The 20,944-nt window shown below is 33.8% G+C and carries 25 protein-coding genes; 13 read left to right on the top strand and 12 right to left on the bottom strand.

From position 1 onward, the window contains the following. Positions 1 to 2 precede the first annotated feature (2 nt). From coaBC to NMAR_RS09185, 4 genes are read right to left on the bottom strand one after another with little or no spacing between them, the layout of a single operon-like run. Complete coding sequence (gene coaBC / locus NMAR_RS09200; protein WP_012216103.1) at positions 3 to 1,247, bottom strand: bifunctional phosphopantothenoylcysteine decarboxylase/phosphopantothenate--cysteine ligase CoaBC; 1,245 nt, start codon at positions 1,245 to 1,247, stop codon at positions 3 to 5. Then, positions 1,237 to 2,076, bottom strand: coding sequence for a 3-methyl-2-oxobutanoate hydroxymethyltransferase (gene panB, locus NMAR_RS09195; protein WP_012216102.1), 840 nt, complete (start codon positions 2,074 to 2,076; stop codon positions 1,237 to 1,239). The genes coaBC and panB overlap by 11 nt, the downstream gene beginning before the upstream one ends. Further along, entirely contained in the window at positions 2,069 to 2,833 is a 765-nt protein-coding gene (locus NMAR_RS09190) for a 4-phosphopantoate--beta-alanine ligase (protein ID WP_012216101.1), read from the bottom strand. Before NMAR_RS09190 ends, panB begins: the two co-directional genes overlap by 8 nt. A 10-nt stretch (positions 2,834 to 2,843) precedes the next feature. Continuing rightward, positions 2,844 to 3,755 (bottom strand): pantoate kinase, encoded by a 912-nt coding sequence (locus tag NMAR_RS09185; RefSeq protein ID WP_012216100.1) that lies wholly within the window; start codon positions 3,753 to 3,755, stop codon positions 2,844 to 2,846. A gap of 64 nt (positions 3,756 to 3,819) precedes the next feature. On the opposite strand from NMAR_RS09185, the gene NMAR_RS09180 reads away from it, so the two are divergent. Beyond that, complete coding sequence (locus NMAR_RS09180; protein ID WP_012216099.1) at positions 3,820 to 4,800, top strand: phosphate signaling complex PhoU family protein; 981 nt, start codon at positions 3,820 to 3,822, stop codon at positions 4,798 to 4,800. Here NMAR_RS09180 and NMAR_RS09175 read toward each other — a convergent pair whose 3' ends face one another. Then, positions 4,801 to 5,316, bottom strand: a complete 516-nt coding sequence (locus NMAR_RS09175) for an NUDIX hydrolase (protein ID WP_012216098.1) — start codon at positions 5,314 to 5,316, stop codon at positions 4,801 to 4,803. It abuts the gene before it with no gap. Positions 5,317 to 5,341: 25 nt separating this feature from the next. Next, positions 5,342 to 6,244, bottom strand: a complete 903-nt coding sequence (locus NMAR_RS09170) for a winged helix-turn-helix transcriptional regulator (RefSeq protein WP_012216097.1) — start codon at positions 6,242 to 6,244, stop codon at positions 5,342 to 5,344. A gap of 146 nt (positions 6,245 to 6,390) precedes the next feature. Between NMAR_RS09170 and NMAR_RS09165 the strand changes: the two genes are divergently transcribed. From NMAR_RS09165 to NMAR_RS09135, 7 genes are read left to right on the top strand one after another with little or no spacing between them, the layout of a single operon-like run. After that, positions 6,391 to 7,548 carry an ABC transporter permease gene (locus NMAR_RS09165; protein WP_148680358.1) on the top strand — a complete coding sequence of 386 codons (1,158 nt, stop codon included), beginning with the start codon at positions 6,391 to 6,393 and terminating at the stop codon, positions 7,546 to 7,548. A gap of 10 nt (positions 7,549 to 7,558) precedes the next feature. Continuing rightward, positions 7,559 to 8,248: an ABC transporter ATP-binding protein gene (locus NMAR_RS09160; RefSeq protein ID WP_148680254.1), complete on the top strand. Its 690-nt coding sequence runs from the start codon at positions 7,559 to 7,561 to the stop codon at positions 8,246 to 8,248. After that, positions 8,245 to 9,537 (top strand): COG1361 S-layer family protein, encoded by a 1,293-nt coding sequence (locus tag NMAR_RS09155; protein WP_012216094.1) that lies wholly within the window; start codon positions 8,245 to 8,247, stop codon positions 9,535 to 9,537. Before NMAR_RS09160 ends, NMAR_RS09155 begins: the two co-directional genes overlap by 4 nt. Before the next feature lie 50 nt (positions 9,538 to 9,587). Next, entirely contained in the window at positions 9,588 to 9,929 is a 342-nt protein-coding gene (locus tag NMAR_RS09150; protein ID WP_012216093.1) for a hypothetical protein, read from the top strand. A gap of 59 nt (positions 9,930 to 9,988) precedes the next feature. After that, on the top strand, positions 9,989 to 10,177 hold the full coding sequence (locus tag NMAR_RS09145; protein ID WP_148680253.1) for a hypothetical protein: 189 nt from the start codon (positions 9,989 to 9,991) through the stop codon (positions 10,175 to 10,177). Positions 10,178 to 10,232: 55 nt separating this feature from the next. Further along, positions 10,233 to 10,616, top strand: a complete 384-nt coding sequence (locus tag NMAR_RS09140) for a hypothetical protein (protein ID WP_012216092.1) — start codon at positions 10,233 to 10,235, stop codon at positions 10,614 to 10,616. Positions 10,617 to 10,619: 3 nt separating this feature from the next. Further along, the gene (locus tag NMAR_RS09135) at positions 10,620 to 12,164 is read left to right on the top strand and encodes an ABC1 kinase family protein (RefSeq protein ID WP_012216091.1); all 1,545 of its coding nucleotides are present in this window, start codon (positions 10,620 to 10,622) and stop codon (positions 12,162 to 12,164) included. Between the two features lie 3 nt (positions 12,165 to 12,167). On the opposite strand, the gene hsp14 is transcribed toward NMAR_RS09135, so the two are convergent. Further along, positions 12,168 to 12,548, bottom strand: a complete 381-nt coding sequence (gene hsp14 / locus NMAR_RS09130) for an archaeal heat shock protein Hsp14 (protein WP_012216090.1) — start codon at positions 12,546 to 12,548, stop codon at positions 12,168 to 12,170. Between the two features lie 281 nt (positions 12,549 to 12,829). Here hsp14 and tmk point away from each other — a divergent pair, with 281 nt between their 5' ends. From tmk to pyrH, 3 genes are read left to right on the top strand one after another with little or no spacing between them, the layout of a single operon-like run. Continuing rightward, positions 12,830 to 13,411 carry a dTMP kinase gene (gene tmk / locus NMAR_RS09125; RefSeq protein ID WP_012216089.1) on the top strand — a complete coding sequence of 194 codons (582 nt, stop codon included), beginning with the start codon at positions 12,830 to 12,832 and terminating at the stop codon, positions 13,409 to 13,411. Beyond that, a complete protein-coding gene (locus tag NMAR_RS09120; protein ID WP_012216088.1) occupies positions 13,408 to 14,643 on the top strand; it encodes an HD domain-containing protein in 1,236 nt (411 codons plus the stop codon). The genes tmk and NMAR_RS09120 overlap by 4 nt, the downstream gene beginning before the upstream one ends. Beyond that, positions 14,640 to 15,323 (top strand): UMP kinase, encoded by a 684-nt coding sequence (gene pyrH, locus NMAR_RS09115; RefSeq protein ID WP_012216087.1) that lies wholly within the window; start codon positions 14,640 to 14,642, stop codon positions 15,321 to 15,323. Before NMAR_RS09120 ends, pyrH begins: the two co-directional genes overlap by 4 nt. Positions 15,324 to 15,325: 2 nt before the next feature. On the opposite strand, the gene NMAR_RS09110 is transcribed toward pyrH, so the two are convergent. Continuing rightward, positions 15,326 to 15,676 carry a hypothetical protein gene (locus NMAR_RS09110; protein WP_012216086.1) on the bottom strand — a complete coding sequence of 117 codons (351 nt, stop codon included), beginning with the start codon at positions 15,674 to 15,676 and terminating at the stop codon, positions 15,326 to 15,328. A 71-nt stretch (positions 15,677 to 15,747) separates the two neighbouring features. Here NMAR_RS09110 and NMAR_RS09105 point away from each other — a divergent pair, with 71 nt between their 5' ends. After that, a complete protein-coding gene (locus NMAR_RS09105; RefSeq protein ID WP_012216085.1) occupies positions 15,748 to 16,302 on the top strand; it encodes a hypothetical protein in 555 nt (184 codons plus the stop codon). A 244-nt stretch (positions 16,303 to 16,546) separates the two neighbouring features. On the opposite strand, the gene NMAR_RS09100 is transcribed toward NMAR_RS09105, so the two are convergent. Genes NMAR_RS09100 through NMAR_RS09085 form a run of 4 tightly spaced genes read right to left on the bottom strand, consistent with a single transcriptional unit; the run spans position 16,547 to position 19,232 of the window. After that, a complete protein-coding gene (locus NMAR_RS09100; RefSeq protein ID WP_012216083.1) occupies positions 16,547 to 17,194 on the bottom strand; it encodes a Dna2/Cas4 domain-containing protein in 648 nt (215 codons plus the stop codon). A 33-nt stretch (positions 17,195 to 17,227) separates the two neighbouring features. Beyond that, complete coding sequence (locus tag NMAR_RS09095) at positions 17,228 to 17,464, bottom strand: hypothetical protein (protein ID WP_148680252.1); 237 nt, start codon at positions 17,462 to 17,464, stop codon at positions 17,228 to 17,230. Positions 17,465 to 17,472: 8 nt separating this feature from the next. Next, on the bottom strand, positions 17,473 to 18,507 hold the full coding sequence (locus NMAR_RS09090) for a V0D/AC39 family V-type ATPase subunit (protein ID WP_012216082.1): 1,035 nt from the start codon (positions 18,505 to 18,507) through the stop codon (positions 17,473 to 17,475). 59 nt (positions 18,508 to 18,566) lie between these two features. Then, a complete protein-coding gene (locus NMAR_RS09085; RefSeq protein WP_012216081.1) occupies positions 18,567 to 19,232 on the bottom strand; it encodes a hypothetical protein in 666 nt (221 codons plus the stop codon). Positions 19,233 to 19,360: 128 nt separating this feature from the next. Here NMAR_RS09085 and NMAR_RS09080 point away from each other — a divergent pair, with 128 nt between their 5' ends. Continuing rightward, positions 19,361 to 20,926 (top strand): ammonium transporter, encoded by a 1,566-nt coding sequence (locus NMAR_RS09080; protein ID WP_012216080.1) that lies wholly within the window; start codon positions 19,361 to 19,363, stop codon positions 20,924 to 20,926. Positions 20,927 to 20,944: the final 18 nt, after the last annotated feature.

Below are 20,944 nucleotides of genomic sequence, written 5' to 3'. Positions count from 1 at the left end.
TTTCATCTTATTTTCTTTTCAATCTCTTTTCTAATTATTTTTACAATCTTCTCTTTTTTCTTCCATCCTGATGTTATAGTGTTTTTCTCATCAACAATTATGATTTGATTGTTGTTTGGATTCTTTTGGTATTTTGTACCAATATCATTTGCAATGATTATATCTGCATTAGATTCTTTTAGTTTTGTTTTAGCTGATTTGATAAGGGCAGATTTTGATAGATTGGTTTCTGCCTTGAATCCTACTAGTATAGTATTTTTTTGAGATTTTTTTACCTGATCTATGATTTTTGGTGCTTTTTTGAGCCTAATTGTGAGTGCTTTTTTGTTACTCTTTATTTTGGATTTTGTTGGTTTTTCAGGAGTATAGTCTGATGCAGCTGCTGCCATAATCACAATGTCATATTTTTTCTTTAGTTCTTTTTTTGTTGCATCTAACATCTCTTTGTTTGTTGTAACGTTGATTATCTTGGCACCTTTTGGTGGTTCTTCATTTCCTGGTCCATAAATTAAAGTGACTTTAGCTCCAGCTGAAATTAATTCTGAAGCTAACAACACACCTGTTTTTCCTGAACTAAGATTTGTTATTACTCTAACTGGATCAATGTATTCTATTGTAGGCCCTGCAGTCATTAGCACTTTTTTATTTTGTAATGTAGATGAGAAACCAAATTTCTTTAGAACAAAGTCTAAAACATCTTCAGGTTCTGGCGCTTTAGCTTTTCCTTCAATCATTTGTGGAGAAAGGAACTGAATTTTGTTTTTTAGAAACTCTATGTTCTTTTTTACAGCTGAATTGTCATACATTGACTCGTGCATTGCCAAGCACATCAAAATTGGGATTTTAGAGCCAAATCCTACAGTTAGAACTGTTGAAATTGGAGTATCATCAATACCATTTGCAAGTTTTCCTAATGTATTTGCAGTAGCTGGATATACAATTACTAGGTCTGATTGATTGTAATCAGCCAATTTTATGTGCTCTAATTTGCCTGTAAGTTTTGTAATTACATCGTTTCCTGTAGCCCATTTGAAATAATCAGGCTGAATCAATTTTGTTACTGCCCCACTTGCTACACATGTCACATCTGCTCCATGTCTCATAAGCAGTCTTGCAAGCTCTATTGCTTTGTATGCTGCAACACTTCCAGCCACACATAACACAATTTTTTTGCCTGTTAGTTCCACACCATGTGATGAAACAATATCCAATGATGGATGATCATTTACTTTCTTTTTAGCTGCCAATCTGCTCACGTAATTTTTTTAGTTCTTCAGGATCCATTGAAAACCAATTTTCTTCTGCAGGAAATGTGTTTGATTCTACGTCATTTTTGTAGTCTTCAAGGGATTTTACAATGTCTTCAGATAGATTCATGTATCTTTTTGCAAATTTTGGTTTTATCTTATCGTACATTCCAAGCAAATCTTGAACCACTAGTACTTGTCCATCACAATTTACTCCTGAACCAATTCCAATTGTAGGAGCACTTACAGTTTCAGAAATTATTTGTGCAACTTCATGACTTACCATCTCTAATGCAATACTGAACACTCCTGCTTCTTCAAGCTCCTTTGCATCTTGAATTAACTGCATTGCAGAATCTTTTGTTCTTCCTTGTACTTTGTAACCTTGTGAAAGCATTGTTGTTTGTGGTTGTAATCCAATATGTCCCATCACAGGGATTCCAACATCAACAATTGCACTAATTGTTTCAGCCATAATTGAACCACCTTCTAACTTTACAGCATCAGCTCCTGCTTTGATTAACTTACCTGAGTTGTTTATCGCATCTTCTATACTTGCTTGATATGACATGAATGGTAAATCTGCAACTAGTAATGCATTGTTTCGTGCTCTGCTAACTGCCTCAGTGAACATACACATTTGATCCATTGTTACAGGAATTGTATTCTCATACCCAAGCATTACCATTCCTGCACTATCTCCAACTAACAAGACATCAATGCCTGCCTTGTCACACAGTGATGCTAATGTGTAATCATAACCTGTAATTACTGAAACTTTCTTTTTTCCTTTTTTCATATTTACAATATCTTGTACTGATTTATGCAACTCTTGCCCTCCTTGTTAGATTATTTTTAATTTGAATTACATTTTCAGTTAGATTTTTCTTGTTATCAAAATCTGAAATTATTTTTTCAAGACTCTTTTCATTTCTTTTTGTTAGCTTTTTGGATTCAGAAATTAGTAATTCTATTGCTCGTGTCACATTATCTACAATTGTAATATTGGCAGTTTGTGAAGTTCGTGAAAGTGGATTTAGATCAAATGTTATGACTGTTTTTCCTGCATTTCTTAATGCCATAGTTCTATCACCATCTTCTAGAGGAACAACGACAACATCAGCTGCAAAAATTCCGTCTTTATCTACAATTCTTCGTGCTGAATCAATTCCTGGTAATTTTGTTGAATTTGCTGAATTTGTACCTAGAATCTCTTTTACTCCATTTTTTTTGAGAGTTTTGATGATTGCTTGTTTTCTCTTTTCATTTGTATAGAATAGATTTACCTCTAGTTTTGCCTTGATCTGCTTTGATAATCTAATAATCTCCTTTGGACACAAGGCTGCAACATTTCCATTAACTGAGATAACTGGTTTTTGAGCCTGGAGTAACTGTGCAGCTGCTGCCTTTATGGCACGTTTTGCAGCCTGGTTTGTTTTTTCTCCAAGTAAATAGTCAAATGCTTCTCCTCGTCCTTGAGCCAAAAGTCCCTCTTTTGCCACTAACCCATTGTCAAAACCACTAACTAACTTTTCACGAATTAAAAGTGACTTTGCCCTTGGATGTGACTTTGGAATTAATGTCATCAGACTTCAATTAATTATTTAGAACTCTTGCTCCAATATTGTCTAATTCTGAATTAATTATTACTCCATCAGAATATTTTTCTAAAATTTTTAAAACTTTACTTTCATCTTCTTTTGGAATCATTGAAAAAATTGTTTCTCCAAAAAGTGCAATTCCACATTTGATATCATTTTGAGTTAATTCATTTACTATTTTCTGCATTCTAGGTGTCATTACATCTACATATTTTGCAAATTCTAGTGACATATCTTGAAAGTGTTGATAATCTTTTGATTCTAATAATCTGTTAACCATTTTTCCACCCAGTCCGTTAATCTGAGAAAGTCTTTCTTTGATGAATTTGTTAGTTGAAATTGGAGAAAAACAAATCATTATAACTGAAATTTTATCTGTAGAAATTTTTTCAACTGTTCCAATTCCTGGAGCTCCCGGTTTTACACGAACTTCAAATCCTCCATGAAATGATGCTAAAACATCTCCTAATCCTGTTTTACAATTAACTTCTGCATTATGTGCAATTTGTCCAATTGTGTTTTTGTCTAATTTTGTATTAAGAGCTTGATCTAACGCAAATGATAATGATAATGCAACAGCACTACTAGAACCTAAACCATATCCAACCGGAATTGAAATTTCATGTTCAATGTTAAAGAATTTATCTTCAAAGTTTCCAATCTTTAGAAATTCATTTAATACAAATTCTGAAACATCTGTTTTATCTGATTGATATCCTTTTGTTATGATTTTGAAATTTGAATCGTGATTATTTTTTTTATCAATTGTTACTTTGGTTGTAACACCTTGTCTTATTGAAAATCCTGCCCCCATTGAACCTAGATTTTCTAATTTTTCCTGATTATTTTCCAAGTGAGCCTTGAAGAAACCTGTAATGTGTGCAGGACAAAATGCTACTCCCTTCATGATCTGGGTTTAAATTTTACACAAAATATAAGAATATGGCTTAAATTAATTAAATTAGTATAAATTGACTAAATTTGTTAGACGCCTACAAAGAATTGGAAGTAGCATCTTAGTATCACTCCCAAAGGAATGGGTTGATGCAAACAAACTAGACAAAAGTAGTCAGGTTGAGCTTGAAACTGGTCAGGATAATATCTCAATTTCTGCAAACAAAGAAACTCGTCCAACAAAAGAACTTGTAATCTCATATCCATTGCCAAAAGAAGAAAACATTGTAGCTGACATTACAGGTGGATATCTTTTAGGATATGACATTATTGAGATTACTTCTGATTCTATAATTCCTGGTGAAGATAGAGAAAAAATTCGTAATTCTATGAGAAGACTTGTTGGAATGGAAATAATTGAAGAAGATGCATCACACATCAACATGCAGTTTCTATTAGATTCCACCACACTTAATCCTCAAAAAATACTCAAACGTATGAGTTCTATTGCAATTGGAATGTATGATGATGCAACAAATGGATTAATTGCAGATGATAAATCAAATTTGCAAACATTATCAAAACGTGATGAAGAAGTAAATAGACAATATTTCTTACTTGTAAGATTAATTCGTAGCACTCTTGTTGATAAGAGACTAGCAAATGCATTTAATTTAGAAAATATTGATGTTCTTGATTATAGAGTTGCAGCCAATCTTCTTGAAAATACTGGTGATTCTATTGTAGAGTTATCTGATTTTATCTACAACTCTTCTTTGTCAAAAGACCAATACAAAAAAATCCATGATGTTGTAAAAAACTTTAATCAATTAGCAGAAAAATCAATTGATGCTTTTACAAAACCTGATAGGCTATTAGCAATTGAAGCAATATCTCTACACAAAAAATTTGAAGACCAGCTTTCTAAACTTAGAACCTCATTAGGCACTAAAAAAGAAATTCCAATTGATTTTCTTGATATGGTGTTTATGTTTGAGAGAATTGCTCAATCTTGGGCTGATGTTGCAGATCTTGTTCAACCAATCTATAACAAATAGTTAGTATAATTTCTTTTTTGCAGCATATGTTAAAACTGCACATATTGTTTTTGAATCTTGAATTTTTCCAGACTTTATCATGTTGAGTAGTTTTTTCATATCTACTTTTTCTACTGATAAAATTTCATCCTCATCAAGTTTCAAATCTGCAATCTTCTTCAATCCTGAGGCTACAAAACAGTGAATTATCTCAGAATTGTACCCAATTGATGGATAGTATGTGATTAGAGGCGTCATTTTCTTTGCTCTATACCCTGTCTCTTCTTCTAATTCTCTAAATGCACATTTGATGGGCTCTTCTTTCTTTTCTAATGTGCCTGCAGGAATTTCTAGAACATAACCATGCGGAAATCTATGTTGCTTTACTAAAATGACTTTTTTGTCTTCATCAAAAGCAAGCATTGCAGCAGCCCCTCGATGCTCTATTACTTCTCGTTTTACTTTTCTTCCTTCAATTTTTCCATCATAAACACTAAGACCTAAGATTTTTCCTTCATAGATCTTTTTCTTCTTCATACAATTTTGAAGAAATTATTATTATTTAATTTGTTTGATATGAAAGATGCAATTTTGGAGATTTTTTTGATTCTACAATTGATTTTTTCATCCAATTTGTATAAAATGAAATTTTTTTAGGAATAAACAAATCTGCTGATTTTATATTTTTACTTGTTCTAACCTTTTGTGTTAATTCATCCATTTTGAATATGCTGTCACTATACAAAAATAATACAATTTGATTTTTTGCAATAAAAGGAATTTGTAAATAAGATTCTGAAAATGTATCATTCAAATTTTCTAATGTTTCTTTCAAGTCTCCATCAATCCATGAAAGTACTGCATGAGGAATAAAATCTTCAATTTTTGTTGGATCATAAATTAAAGTGAATTGAAAACCATCATTTCCATGTAATTTTTCTATACATCTTGTTACAGTCTTAGTCGATAGATCTGTATTCTTTGCAATTTTTTCAATTTTTTGTCTTGGTTCTTTGATTAATTCCTCTAGAATTTGTAAATCTGTTTTTGTTAAATTAGATTTGAATACTGAATTTTCAGCTTCGAAAATTGATAATACTCTAAGATCTTTCATTAACTTTTTTGCAAGTTCAATTTTTTGTTCTAAATTTTCTTGAATTGCAATACCGCATACTGTTACTCCACCAACACACGGAACTACAATGTATGGCTCACCTACTAGACTGACTTGTTCCAAAATTTCTTGAATATTTTCTCCTGATACTACAAAGTACAATACACCATGACCCAAAATTGGTGGCTCAATTTTGAGGAAAAATTTCTCTATAACTCCACTTTCTTGCATTTTTTTTATTCTGACTCTAACTGCTCCTCCTGAAATTCCCAGTTCTTTTCCAATCTGTCTATCTGATTCTCTGCAATTATTGAGCAATCTGCTCAAAATTTTCATGTCTAAATTGTCCATTTTGTCATCTCCAATACTATTCTACAACTCATAAAAAACTAATATCATATAAAACTGTCTATAATGTTAGCACTATGGACCATAGACATTAAATATCAGACTATTTTAGTGAACTCGTGGAATACCGATTACGATTAGCCAAAAGAATGCTATTCAACAAAAAAGGAAGCTTGATTGGTGCAGTTCTAGCTGTTACTATCGGAATTTTAGTAATTCATGTAAATTTTGTAATTTTCCAAGGATTGTTTGATGCAATTGTCAGAGATATCAGTGATTACAGAAATGGTGACATTCTTGTAACTGATGAGGCAGACTATATAGATAAATCAGATTTATCTGTTGTAAATTGGTTTGAAAGAATTCCATATGTAGAGGCGGCAACACCGCGGCTTTCATCAACTGCCGAAATGAATATGACAAAAAATGGAAAACTAGTTGAAGAAACAAGAGTTCCTATAGTTGGAATTGATCCATTTAGAGATATTAGAGCATCAACTGTTCATGAAACTGTTTCAGAAGGAAGTTATGTTTTTTCAAGAAACTCTATTGTATTAGGTTCTAATGTTGCAAGAGATCTTGGAGGAGCTGAAGTTGGTGACAGTGTCAAAGTTCTAGTAGTAGACAGATATGGACAAGATGAAATAAGAAGATTTACTGTTTCAGGAATTGCAAAATCTCCTGGAGGTCAAGGATTTGACTATACTGCAGTTATTCATATTGATACATTACGTGACATGATGAATAGACAAGGTGATACAGGATCATTTATGGTAAAACTAAATGATCCCACAAAAGCATTTGAAGTAAAAGAATTTTTCTTACGTTCATTTCCAAATGATGATTTTAAAGCTGAAACAATAGAAGAGTCAGCTGAAGAACAACTAGCTGGATTTAGATCTGGTATTGCAATGATTAACATGATTGGTTATTTTGGAATGATGTCTTCAGCTTTTGCTATTGTAACAATTCAAATGATGTTGGTAAATGGAAAAACCCGTGAAATCGGTGTAATGAGATCTATTGGAGCAAAAAGAAAGGATATTTTGATTATCTTTATTTTCCAAGGAATGATTATTGGAGCTATTGGTGCTGGTGTAGGTACGGCTGCAGGCTTGGGATACACATTCTATGCAAAGGAAACTAAAATGTCATTTAACAATAGTTTGCCTCTTGAAGTTACCTATAACTGGGAGAAGATCATCCAAACTGCTTTAACTTCATTTATTTTGGCAATTATTGCGTCACTCTATCCGTCGTATAGGGCTACAAAGCTATTACCAGTGGAGGCGATGAGAACTGTCTAAGGTACTAGATATCCACAATCTTACCAAAGTCTATGGTGAAGGTGAAAACAAAGTCAAAGCTCTTGATAATGCAACTTTGTCAGTTGAACAAGGTGAAATTGTTCTAATTGTTGGAAGTTCTGGTTCAGGAAAATCTACGCTACTTAACATGATTGGTTTACTTGACCGCCCGACAAGTGGTAAGATCTACATTGATGGAACTGATACAACAACTCTTGATGATGATAAGATCTCTTCATTTAGAAATAAAAAACTGGGATTCATCTTCCAATTTTCAAATCTGCTTACTGACTTGACAGTCCTAGAAAATGTCTTGTTGCCACGACAAATTGCAGGAACAAATGAAACTGCTGAAAAAGATGCAAGAGATTTGCTAAAAGCAGTTGGATTAGAAGATCAAATGAATAAACGTGCAAATAAAATTTCAGGTGGACAAGCTCAAAGAGCAGCTATTGCAAGAGGATTAATCAATAAACCATCAATTGTTTTAGCAGATGAGCCTACAGGAAATCTAGACTCTGTTACATCTGAAACTATAGTTCAATTGATGAAAGACATGGCAAAAAAACTTAATCAGACATTTGTTATTGTCACACATGATCGTCAACACTTTGGTGATGTAGACAAAGTAATCACAATAAAAGATGGTAAAGCCTTTGAAGGAGATATGCCGTCTGAAATGGAGGTTTTAGTAAAATGAATCAAAAACTATTCTTTTTGTTACTTTCATTCCTTCTCATACCACTCTTTTTGGGAAATTCATATGCACAGATTACATCTGGTGGATTTGGTGATTCTCCATTTGAAAGAGATTTTGGCGATGTCAAATTCTTAGATGCATACTTTGGTACTATAGATGAAAAAATAGAAGTTGAAGCTGGAGATAGTAATGTTCCATTCACTGTAGTGTTTGCAAATGTTGGAACTCAAGATATCACAGGAATTAAAGGACAATTATCATTACCTTTTGGATTTTCAGCAGCTGATGGACCTGGTTCAATCATAAAAGCTGATAGTGATGCAAATTCTCTAGCAGGTGAGAATTTCCATCTAACATTCTTTGTTAATGTAGATCAAAATGTCACTATTCAACAATATCCTGGAACAGTAAAGGTTGATTATTCTAGATTAAGAGAGTCTGGTGTCCGAACTGCATTTGAAGACTTTCAGTTTAAGGTAACTGGTGATAGTTTGATAAATGTAAGAGCTTTAGATCCATTCCTTACATCTCTTAGAACAAACAATGTAGTAATTGAAATTGCAAATGATGGAACTGCACCAATATCTAGTGTTGATATTGTTGCAACTAATACTCAGACAGAACTGGCTTCGACAACATCCTCTACTACAAACGTAGAAAATATTGTACTCTTAGAATCTAATTGGGATGTTGGAAATATTGAACCAAGATCTAGTAGACATCTTACTGCAACAGTATATGTTCCAGAAGGACTAAAAGATGACACTCTTAGAATTCCTTTGAGTATATCATACTATAATGCACATGGTGATCAACAAATAATTTCAAAAATTGTTGACTTTTACATTAAAGGGTTGATAGAACTTACAATATTCAACATTGATGTAATTGAGTTATCTGGAACACAGATGGTAATAGGAGAAATTATCAATGAGGGAAATGAAGATGGTTTGTTTGGATTTGTAAGTATTGAGCCTCGTGGTGATTCAAATATCAAATCAAATACTCAGTTTATTGATGAAATTGAAGTAGATGCACCTGTACCATTTAATGTTCCAATTGAATTTGATGGTGAACCTGAATATGGAGAACATGAGATTACAATTACTGTAAGATACAAAGACAGTGTTAGGGATGAACTCTTTGTAATTGAAGATACTACAATTTTTGTAAATGAACCTACAACTGATAATGAATCTGGTCCTGATTCTTCGATGATCATCATTCCTATTGTAATTGCTATTGCAGCAGGAATGTACATAATGCGTAGGCGTAAAAAAACTGCTTAGATAAATAATTAATTTTTAATATTATTTTGGAGAATTAAAATCGATTAGAAATGAGATTGAGTATTGTTGTCATCATTGCAGCATTAGTAGTAGGTGGAATAGTTACTATTTCTGGTTTTTTGACAAATCAAGAAATCAATGATATTCCTGAACTTTCAGAAATTTCTAATCAATATGTAAAATTAGAGAAATACAAAAATGAATTAGAAAAAATCAACCAGTATAATCAACAAGTTTTAACAGATTTGGAAAATCAAATAAAAAATTCTGATAATGAGCAATTAGAACAAATCAATGAAGAAATTGAAGTTGTAAAACGTGTAATTAATGACAACAAGGCAGAACTTGAACAAGTAATTCAACGATTATCTGCAATGGAATCTGAACCTTGATCTAAATCAACTTGTACAGTTTTTCTAAATTCATATAGTAATTATCAAAATTATAATTATTGGAACTTCATAGAAAATTAACGATAATTGGCTCTATTTTGCTAGTTGCTACATTTTTGATAAATAATTATCATGAGGAAGTACATCCTGGTGTTGGATTCAATTATGCATATGCAACTGGAATTGGAATGCTTATCGCATTTGGAATTAGTTTTGTGATATTTACAAAAGACAGGCTCAAAAATTAATTTAGTATACTACTTTTTACACTAAAAATATAAGCAATTAGTCGATCTTGCGATCATGCCATTTGATGAGATTGAAGTTCCAAAGGAATTACGTGAATTCATGATTGACGGTGCTGAAGAAACTGTTCTTGGACAAAAAAATGGTGCACTAAAACAATATCGTTATGGTAATTTGCACATTAGAGAGTATGATGACAAATTCCTAGTACATACTGATAAAATTGATCCAAGAAAAGATCCTATTGGCCATCTTGTTTATGATGCACCAGAAGTCTTGATTGGTTTAGCATGTGGAATTTTTGGTGGTTCTAAAATTGCAAAATCTGTTTTTAATAATAATTCAAAAAAACTTTCTTTAACATCTGGATTGATCTCATCAGTTCTTTCTGGATATATTGGATATGTTGCATCAAAAAAGATTAAAGATTATTTGGAGTAAATAATGTCTGCTGGAAGAACAATCTATGTGTTGATCAAACTCTTGCCATCAATTTTGGCTCTACGAAAAGATAGAAAAAAATGGACACAACAAGAAAAAAATACAATTGATTCTGAACAATTCAGAAAAAATGCAAGAAAAGCTCTTGACACTTTTGTCTCTTTGGGACCTGTATACATCAAACTAGGACAATGGTTGTCATCTAGGGCAGATATTCTACCTCAACCATATCTTGAAGAACTATCTAAACTACAAGACAGCGTTCCATCTGCACCATTTGAACAAGTAAAACCAATTATTGAAAAAGATCTTGGACCAATTAACGAAAAATTTGATGATATTGATACAAACTCCATATCTGGCGCATCATTAGGTCAAGTTTATCGTGGTTCTATTTCTGGACAACAAATTGTCATCAAAGTAAAAAGACCTGGCATTGAACAAGTTGTAAAAGAGGATCTAAAAGTTCTAAAGAAAATCCTGCCACTTGCTTTGAGATTTGTTGATCCTAATCTTAGATACTCTGCAAAAGCAATGCTTTCTCAATTTATTGAAACCATTAGAGAAGAGATGGATTACACAAACGAATCTGAGAATCTCAAAAAAATCAAACAAGATATGGAAAACAATGACAAAGTTATTGTTCCCTCAGTTTATGATGATTATTCCTCAAAAAATGTCCTGACTATGGAATATTTACCAGGAATTAAGGTTACAAATGTACAGGCACTTGATGAGAAAGGCGTTGATAGAGAACAACTAGTAATTGATGTTCACAAGGTCTTTTTCACCATGCTTCTCAAACATTCTCTTTTCCATGCAGATCCTCACCCAGGAAATATCTCGGTAACTGATGATGGAAAACTAATTCTCTATGATTATGGTATGGTGGGAAGAATAAACAATGAAACACGATACAAACTCATACGACTATACCTTGCACTAGTTGAAAAAAATCCTCCCAGAGTAGTCAACGCTATGGCAGAATTGGGAATGCTTACTCCTGGATATAACAGACAAGTTATCGAAAAAGGAATTGAACTATCTATTCGTGCAATGCATGGAAACAAACCTGATGAGATGGAAGTTCAAAGTTTGATGGAGCTTGCAAATCAAACAATGAGTAAGTTTCCATTTGTTTTACCAAAGAATTTGGCTCTTTACATGAGAATGGCATCAATAATTGAAGGAATTTACAAAACACATGATGTTGATTTCAAATTTGTCAAAGTTCTAAGAAATATTTTACAAGAAGAAAACATGATTCCAAAAGCATACGTTGAAGAGCTAAAGATATCATTTGACAAGTTTGCAAAATCAATTGATTCAGCATTACGATTAGGACCTGAAATGGAAAAGTTCATGGATGAAGCTAAATTTTCTATGCAAAAAAGAAAGCCAATGGTATTTCTTGGTGGAAGTATTTTTGCATCTGCAATTTTTATTGGTTCAGTATTACTATATCAAACAAATGAAATATTTGGCATTTCTGGAATGATTGCTTCTGGTCTAATAATGATCGGTTCTGCAATTTTTAGAAAACACTAGGTCTTATTCTATTGAGATATCTTTTCCCTTTTTAGTTACAGGGATTACTAGTGTTAATACACCATCTTCATATTTTGCTGAATCTATTTTTTCTTCACCTTGTTTGATATCAATTGGTAGTCTGATTTTTTTATCAATGATGTTTGGTCTCTGTTTTGAAATCAATGATTCAGATTCTTTCTCATCTACTTCTTTGCATGCTTGAATTGATAGAATGTCACCACATAATGTTAGTTTGATATCTTTTTTTGAGAATCCTGGGATGTCAATAACCACTTTGAGGTTGTCATCATTAAGATACATGTCAATTGGTGGTAATACAAATTCGTAAAATTCTCGTGATTTGTTTCCAATTTCTTTTATCACTTCTTTTACTAGTCCCATTTCATGTTATGTGGCAAATTTTTGGTTATAAACCTTGAGAGAAATTTTAGTTAAAACAAAAAATTTAGGATTATTTTGAGCCTTCTAGAATTCCAGAGTCTCCGTGAATTCTATCTATGTGCTTTGAAAGATCATCTTTACTCTCAAAAATTGATTCGCAATAAGCGCATGAATATTCTTCAGCCATATTTTGAATTAGTTTAAGAAGATAATAAACAATTCGTAAATTCTTAAAACTTTGATAGATTTTTAATCAATTAACTTCTCTGTTTTGATAACTTATGATAATCGTAATTGAAGGTGGAGATCAAGCAGGAAAACTAACACAGTCAACTATGCTAGAAAAAGCACTCAAAAAAAGAAAAATCAAAACCAAATTGTTTCATTTTCCAGATTACAAAACCCATATTGGAAAAGAGATTAGGCAATATCTTGATGGAAAAAGGAAATTCCCCCCACAAGTAATTCATTGTTTACTGTCTGCAAATAGATGGGAAAAACTAGAACAGATTAAAACTGCTCAAGAAAAAAATTCTGTTCTTATAATGAATAGATATTACCATTCAAATCTAGTATATGGTCTTGCAAATGGAATGAAAGAAAAATGGCTTGAAAGTCTAGATGCAGGACTACCAAAAGCAGATCTTGTAATTTTACTTGATGTCACACAAAAAGAATCCTTTAACAGACAAAAAACCAATCGAGACAAATTTGAGAAAAATGAAGAATTTTTGAGAAAGATTTCTAGAATCTACAAAACCACTGCAAAGAAAAAACGTTGGAAAATAATTGATGCTACAAAATCTAAACAAGAGGTTCATGAAGAAATCATGAAGACATTTTCAAAGAAAATAGGATTATGAAAAAAAATTATCTAGACATTATAGATCCTATTCATGATTTTATTCGAGTTTATGATCATGAACTATCCATAATTGATAATCCTATTTTCCAGCGGTTACGAAGAATTAGACAATTATCTGGTGCACATTTGACATATCCTGCTGCACAGCATACTAGATTTGAGCACTCTCTTGGAGTAATGCACATTGCTAGTCAGGCAGGTCATGCGCTAAATGAAAAAGGATTTTTCAAATCCGATGACATCGAGATTCTCAGGTTGGCAGGTCTTTTGCATGATATTGGTCATGGGCCATTTTCTCACCTCTTTGAAGAAATAATTCAAGAAAAGAAAATTTCTCATGAAGATTTTGGAAAAGAGATTATTCTAAAATCTGAAATTGGTGATATTTTGACAAAAAATGGTTTTGATAAAAAACTTGTAACAAAAATCGCGTTTGGTGATTCAAAATTTCAATACATGAATGAAATTGTTTCAGGTGCTCTTAGTGCAGATATGATGGATTATCTTCTTAGAGATGGTTATTTTACAGGAGCAGAACATGCAAAAATTGATCATAAAAGAATTACACAATCACTTGATGTGCATCAAAAGAAACTTGCATTAGAGCGCTCTGCACTGTATTCATTTGAATCTATGATGCATTCAAGATATCAAATGTTCAAAGCAGTTTATTTTCACAAGACAGTAAGAGCTGCAGAAGTGATGTTGCTTGAAGCACTACGATCTTCAGATGATGAATTTGGATTCTCTACTTTTAATCTAGATGAATTTGTTCAACTAACAGACGAACATGTTCTCTCCAGTCTAATCTCCTCAAAAACTCCTAAATTAAAACGAGCAAGAAAATTTGCACAAGATTATCAAAATAGAAAATTGCTAAAATGTGTATTTGAAAGCATTTTGACAAGTAGAAAAAATCTAAAGAAAATAAAAACAAATGAACTCAGATCTGCCATATCCAAAAAATCCAAAGTTGATGAAAATGAGATTTTTGTTGATAGTTCTGTAACACCTTCTATTCCACTTGCACCATCAAAAAATGAGTCAAAATCGATAATTCTAATCACAAATGAGGGTGGAAAATCTTCTGCAAAAGAGATGCCTATTTCTGAAATACCTGTAGTCTCGGCAATTTCTGGCTTTATGAATATCCTGAGAATCTATACTAATCAAAAGAATAGAAAAAAAGTTGAAATTGCCGCAAAATCCATCATTGGTGAACTAGAGTGAAAAAAAGAATTGTAATCAAACTATCTGGTAGAGTTTTTGCCATGGATAATGTCAAACTTCTCAAAGATTGGGCAGAATTTCTAGTAAAAATCAGTAAGGTATGCCAGCCAATAATTATTGCTGGAGGTGGAAACATTGCTAGACATTACATTAATCATGCAAGATCTTCAGGAGCTGATGAATCCACCCTTGATGAATTAGGAATTGAAATTTCTAGATTAAATGCAAAACTGTTGATTTATGCTCTAAAAAACAAAGCATATTCTCATCCCCCAACTACACTACAAGAAGTAAGACATGCAGTAGATGACGGATTGATTGTTGTTGCTGGAGGACTTCATCCTGGTCAAAGCACTAATGGTACTGCTGCATTGATTGCAGAGAAAGTAAAAGCTGAACAGTTTCTTAATGCTACTGATGTTGATGGAGTTTACGATATGGATCCTAACAAATTCAAAAAAGCAAAAAAATTCAAACGAATTGAATTGAAAAATCTCAAAAACATGTTAGTTCATGAGGATTCTGTAGCAGGAGGATATGATCTCATGGATATAGTTGCACTCAAAATTATTGAGCGCTCAAAAATTAAAACAAGAATTCTCAAAGCAAGTCCAAAAATTATTGAAAAAGCCATTAAAGGCGGTAATTTGGGAACTGAAATAATTATTCCAACAAAATAGTCTTAGGATTCATTTTGGACTGTGGGTCTGGTTTCAGTCCATATCATGATCTCTTTTCCAGGATATTCTTCAACTCCTGAATCTCGCAGTTTTTTGTAAATTGAGAGAGCTTCTTCTTTTTCAAGTGCCTTTGATTGAGCTTTGGTATATCCGTCACTGTCTACTATTATGGTTACATATCCTTCCTCTGAGTTGACAACTGCTGTGAAATCTTCTTCTCCTACCGGTTGGAATTTTCCATCCACTTTTTTTGTGGTTAAAGTTAACATTCCAAATCCTGCTGCCTCAAACATCTTCATTTGAGATTTTCCTGCTCTTTGTTTGCCTTGTTGTACTGCTTGAAAATACTGCATAATTTTTCTCCCCCCCCAATGGTATAATAACTATCTCAACATTTAAGAAATCAAAGGAGTTTGCAAGAATTATGAATCCTAAAATTTTTGTTGGAGTTGCAGTTGCTGCACTTGCTGCAGCATTAGGTGGAATTTTGATTATGGGACCTTCCATTGATCTAGAATCTCCAGCACAAATGACTGATGGTTCAAACGTTCCACAAGTTAAACCTCTTGTAATAGAGTTAGAAGAGATTGTTGTTTCAAAAATATCTGAACGTTCTGCAACAATCGATATTGCATTTGAAATCAAAAATCCTAACGAAGGTTCTATGATGGTTACAACAATGGATTACCAATTGTATGAAACAGGATACTCTCAATCTGAACAGATTGGCGGAGGACAGATTGGTCATAGGGCAGAAGGAATGGTAGAATTTGGTTCAAATTACTATACTCTGCTTGGTGGAAACTCTATCATTTTGCGAGATGAGATTGTGTTAAAAAATTCTGGTAACACTCCTGAATTATGGTCTGATTTTGAATCAAATACCAACACTTGGAAAGTTTCAGGTGTCGTGTTTTACAATTTAAGTTCTATGACTAGCGGTCATGAAAATGAACTATTCTTTGAATTTACTCAATAGTATCATAAAATTTTGAAATTGTGATAATTTGTTTTTAGAGACAAAATATTGGCAAAGTTATAAAAGCAATTTCATTGGGATTTTATCAAATGGCAGAAGCAGGAATGGCCGCATTTGGCGCAGCAGCAGGAGTCGCAATTGCACTAGCAGTAGTGTGTTTCGCTCTTCGTGGTAAAGGACATCCAGAACCACTCGATTAAACAAAAAGGAAATTATTCCTTTACAATATTTTTCATTTATCTAACTAGTCTTGTTTGCCCAGTCCTAACATTTCAGCAAGAGATGTCTGTTTTGTATTCTTCCTCTTTGTGAAACATCTCTCATAATATTGACATTCAGTACACTCTGCTGATGGCTCTAAGATTGGTGTTTTTTGTTCTTTGAGAAGATTGTTTAGAACTCGAACCCTACGTATGGTGTCTTCGAACATCTTTTTGTTCCGTGTTAGTGAAAATGTTGATTCTTTTCTATCTCCTGTGATGTAGACTATCATCCCATCTTCTTTGTCATATATCCACATGCATGCATTAAGGTACAAGACATCACTTGCATGAGGATTTTCTAATTCTTCAGTAGCTGATCTGAATAGGAGAATTGCATCATCTACCATCATATCTGCTTGTCCTCGGAGCTTGATCTCGTTTATGTCAAAATCCTTTGGATTGCTACCATATTCCAGTTTTCTTAATAATCCTGAAAGAAGCTCATTGAATCCCCTTCTCTCAATTTCTAGAGGTTCTACTCTGTCATAGTATGAGCGTCTCATACACCTAACGACTTCTTGAAGGTGGATAGTTTCAAAATCCTTTGAATCTATATCAATTTCTAGTTCATTTCCAATTGATTTTATGGCATTTTGAATAGTAGTTCGAAAATCTCTATCTCCCATCATGGTACATCACTTAGATAATTGGATCCTTATAGGTTAACTCATTATGTTGGTCAAAAATTTTGAGATTCTGCCTGCAAATGCTAATGTTACAAAATGTACTCCAAAGCCAACAATTGCGCCTATTGCTAATTCACCTGCCCAAAAGTAAATTCCCAAAAATAATGCTAAAGGTGGCAATGAAAATATCATGGCCATAAATGCACTGACCCAAATAGTATTGATTACTGTCTCTGTTGTTATCTCATTTTTCTTCTTTGGAAATTTTATCATTTTCAGATCTATTCTTCTTCAAGAATCAATTTTGACATTGTTGTTTCTGTAGGAATTTTTTGCTCTACTGCATATGCAATTGCAGCCAAATTCCTTACTTCAAAGCCCGTTAGTTTTGTGATTCCTATGATTGTTGCAAAACTAAACATCTTGGTAAATGCTCTGGCAGATGAATGATAAATGCTCATCTCAAATGCTCTTTCAAATTCGGCAACTGCATCTAACTCATTTTCCATCTGTGGAATCATGTCTTTGTATTTGGTTGTGGCAAGCTCATTTAGTGCATCTCTGACTGAACCTGCTGCCATCATTCTTCCAAGAAGTTCTCTTGGGACAGTTGGAGTTTGAGTCACAATCAAATCTTGAATTTGTGATTCTTCTAATCCCCAGAATTTTCCTCTAATCACACTAAGAAGATTGTAAAAGTCAACATCCATTCCGACAATCTTTATGACATCTCTATCTCTTGTATTCTTCAAAGCTCGTCCTAGTTGTTGGTACAAAATTTTATCAAAATACGTGTCAAAGACTTGGATGTTTTTTGTTTCGTTGTAAAGTGTTGCAGCCTTTGCAATCTCATCTCCAAATTGAACTGAATTTAGACTTGCAACTGCCTCTTCAAGATCTTTTGCAACAAGGGATTTGATTATGATATCTCGTTGTTTAACTAATTCTTCTGCACGTAGATTGATGTGATTCTCAATCTCTTCTTGTGATTTACCTAAAACCTTGCCTTTTAGTATTAATTTTAGATTTGAAATTATGAACTTCATATAATATGCATCAAGAATATCAGAATCGCCAGCAGTTTTTGCAATGGAGTAATGGACATCAGCCAAATGTCCTCTAAATGCTGATTCAATACCTTGTGAAGTATATGGTTTTTGAACATCATTAATTGAATCACCATAAATGGTGTTCTTTATTCTGGTCATAAATTCATCAAGATCTCTTGATTCTGCCAGTGTCTGAAAATCAGCCCTACTGAGTAATTTTCCTCTTTGGCTGTATGACTTTACTGATGCATAGACGTTCTTGCCCATTTGAAAATTGTTTATGAGTAACGGATTTTAATGTTTGGCGATCTCTATAGGAACAAATTCTAAGTGATTTTGTCTAGAAATTTGATGGCATCCTCTTTTTCCTGCTTTGAGAGTTCCACAAACGCTACAAGAATCTCCTTTTGGATTTCCAATGATTCATCTGAAATCTCCTTCAATTTTGTCAGATCAAATGGGAGTAATTCCTTAATTTTATTATCGCAAAATGCCTTGACATATTTTTGAAAAATAGAGTATGCAAATTTTGGGCTATTCTTTAATAGACTAGATAGAATCTTTTCAAACTCTTTTTCTTCAGATTCAGACTTTGAGAAAAATTCTTTTAGCAATTTTTCTCTATTCTTGATATCGCTAATTGAAAGAGCGATCAAAATCCCTTTTTTTGTGAGATGATAATATGGAATTCCTTTTTCTTGAAGGGCCTTGGGACCTCTCTGAAGAGGTAATCTGCCGTCTTCCTCTGCAATCCCCATTGGTAGCAGAATTTCATCCAAATCTCGAAAAATCCCTGAGTAGATGTTTTTCCAGGCAATTCCTTGTTTTTTTGCCATATTTTGTGATATCCCTGTTCTAGTTCTTTCAGCAGGATTTGCATCTCCTGCAAGGATTCCAATAATTGCTCTTTGTCGTAGTGCTTCTCCAGTTAACTCTTCGTCTTTGGTTTTGAATGTATCAAAAATTGCTAGTTTGGTCTCTGATTTTCCCATTTGCGATCACCTTAACATAATTTCCATATTTTATGTTACTATCAGAATATACTAAAATATAATAATTTACTTTTCTAGACATTCTTGAGTCTCCAACCCTTAAATAAAATCCAATTTCGATAAATTCAATGAATTCTAGGAACTACAAGTATGCTCTATTACTTGTAGCCGCAGTATCCATCACAGCAGCAGGTGCAATGTCTCAGGCATATGCACAAAGTGTTGAAGATGGTATGGACGGATATGTAAAAGGAACCAGTGGAATTTACACTGGTAACCCTAACGAATGTTGGTTTGATGATGGCGAAGGTGGCATGCTACCTTGTATGATCGATACCGGTGATACAGCATGGATGCTTACCGCAACATCACTCGTTCTCTTCATGTCTCCAGGTGTCGGTTTCTTTTATGGCGGTCTAGCCAGATCAAAGAACATCGTCAACGTTCTTGGTATGACTCTCATTGTTATGGGACTCATGTCAGTACAATGGGTTCTATGGGGATACTCACTAGCATTTGCTCCTAACGCGGATGAGGGCGCTAACATGTTCATGGGAAGTCTAGATTATGCTGGATTTAACATGGTATCAGCTTGGGCACCAATTGGTGAACTTGGTCCATGTCATGACACATGGTCAGCAGCTTATCAGATGAATGAATTTAAGGAAGGCGAATATTGTAGTCAATCTTGGCCAGGAACTGTTCCTCACCAAATGTTTGCAATGTTCCAAGGAACCTTTGCAATTATCACACCAATTCTTATCATTGGTGGATTAATTGACAGAATTAAATTCAGCGCATTAGTCATATTCGTACTCTTATGGGGTACCTTCGTTTACGACCCAATTGCACACTGGGTCTGGGGAGGCGGTTTCATAGGAGGAGGTGGATTAGACCTCGATCCAGACTTATCGCCAACGTTTGCATTAGACTTTGCTGGTGGTACTGTAGTACACATTTCTTCAGGATTTGCAGCATTGGCTGGAGCCTTAGTCCTTGGCAGAAGACTCGGATATGGCAAAGTTCCAATGGAGCCACACAACATCCCAATGGTAGTACTTGGTGCAAGTATTCTTTGGTTCGGATGGTTCGGCTTTAACGCAGGTAGTGAAGTAATGGTAGACGGCATTACCGTCAGCGCATGGACTGTTACAAATACCGCAACTGGTATGGCCGCAGTTACTTGGGTCTTGATGTCATGGGCACATACAGGAAAACCAAGTATTGTTGGAGCTGCATCAGGTGCAGTAGCAGGATTGGTAACAATCACTCCAGCTTCAGGTTGGGTAGGTCCAATGGCTGCAATTATCATGGGAATTGCCGCTGGTACAGTTTGTTATGCATGTGTAGCATTCAAGAATGCAAGAAAGTGGGATGACGCATTAGATGTATGGGGAATACATGGAATGGGTGGTCTTACCGGTGCAATTTTGACTGGTACATTAGCAAGTCCACATGTATGGGATACTGGAGACGGTATTGGTGCATGGACTGGCACTGCAGAAGGAATGGAACAGCAAGCAATCAGCATCATCGGTGCTGCAGTATCAATTGCATATGCATTTGGTATAACCATTGTAATCCTAAAGGTAATGGACGCAGTATGGCCAGGCGGAATCAGAGTCACTCCTAAAGAAGAGGAGATTGGTCTCGATTTGGCTCAACACGGCGAAAGAGCATACGTCAACGAATAGAAAAAACCCTTTTCTTTT

This window comes from Nitrosopumilus maritimus SCM1, assembly GCF_000018465.1.
Classification (GTDB): Archaea; Thermoproteota; Nitrososphaeria; order Nitrososphaerales; family Nitrosopumilaceae; genus Nitrosopumilus; species Nitrosopumilus maritimus.
Note: the sequence above shows the minus strand (reverse complement) of the source record. Positions and strands in the feature narration are given on the sequence as shown.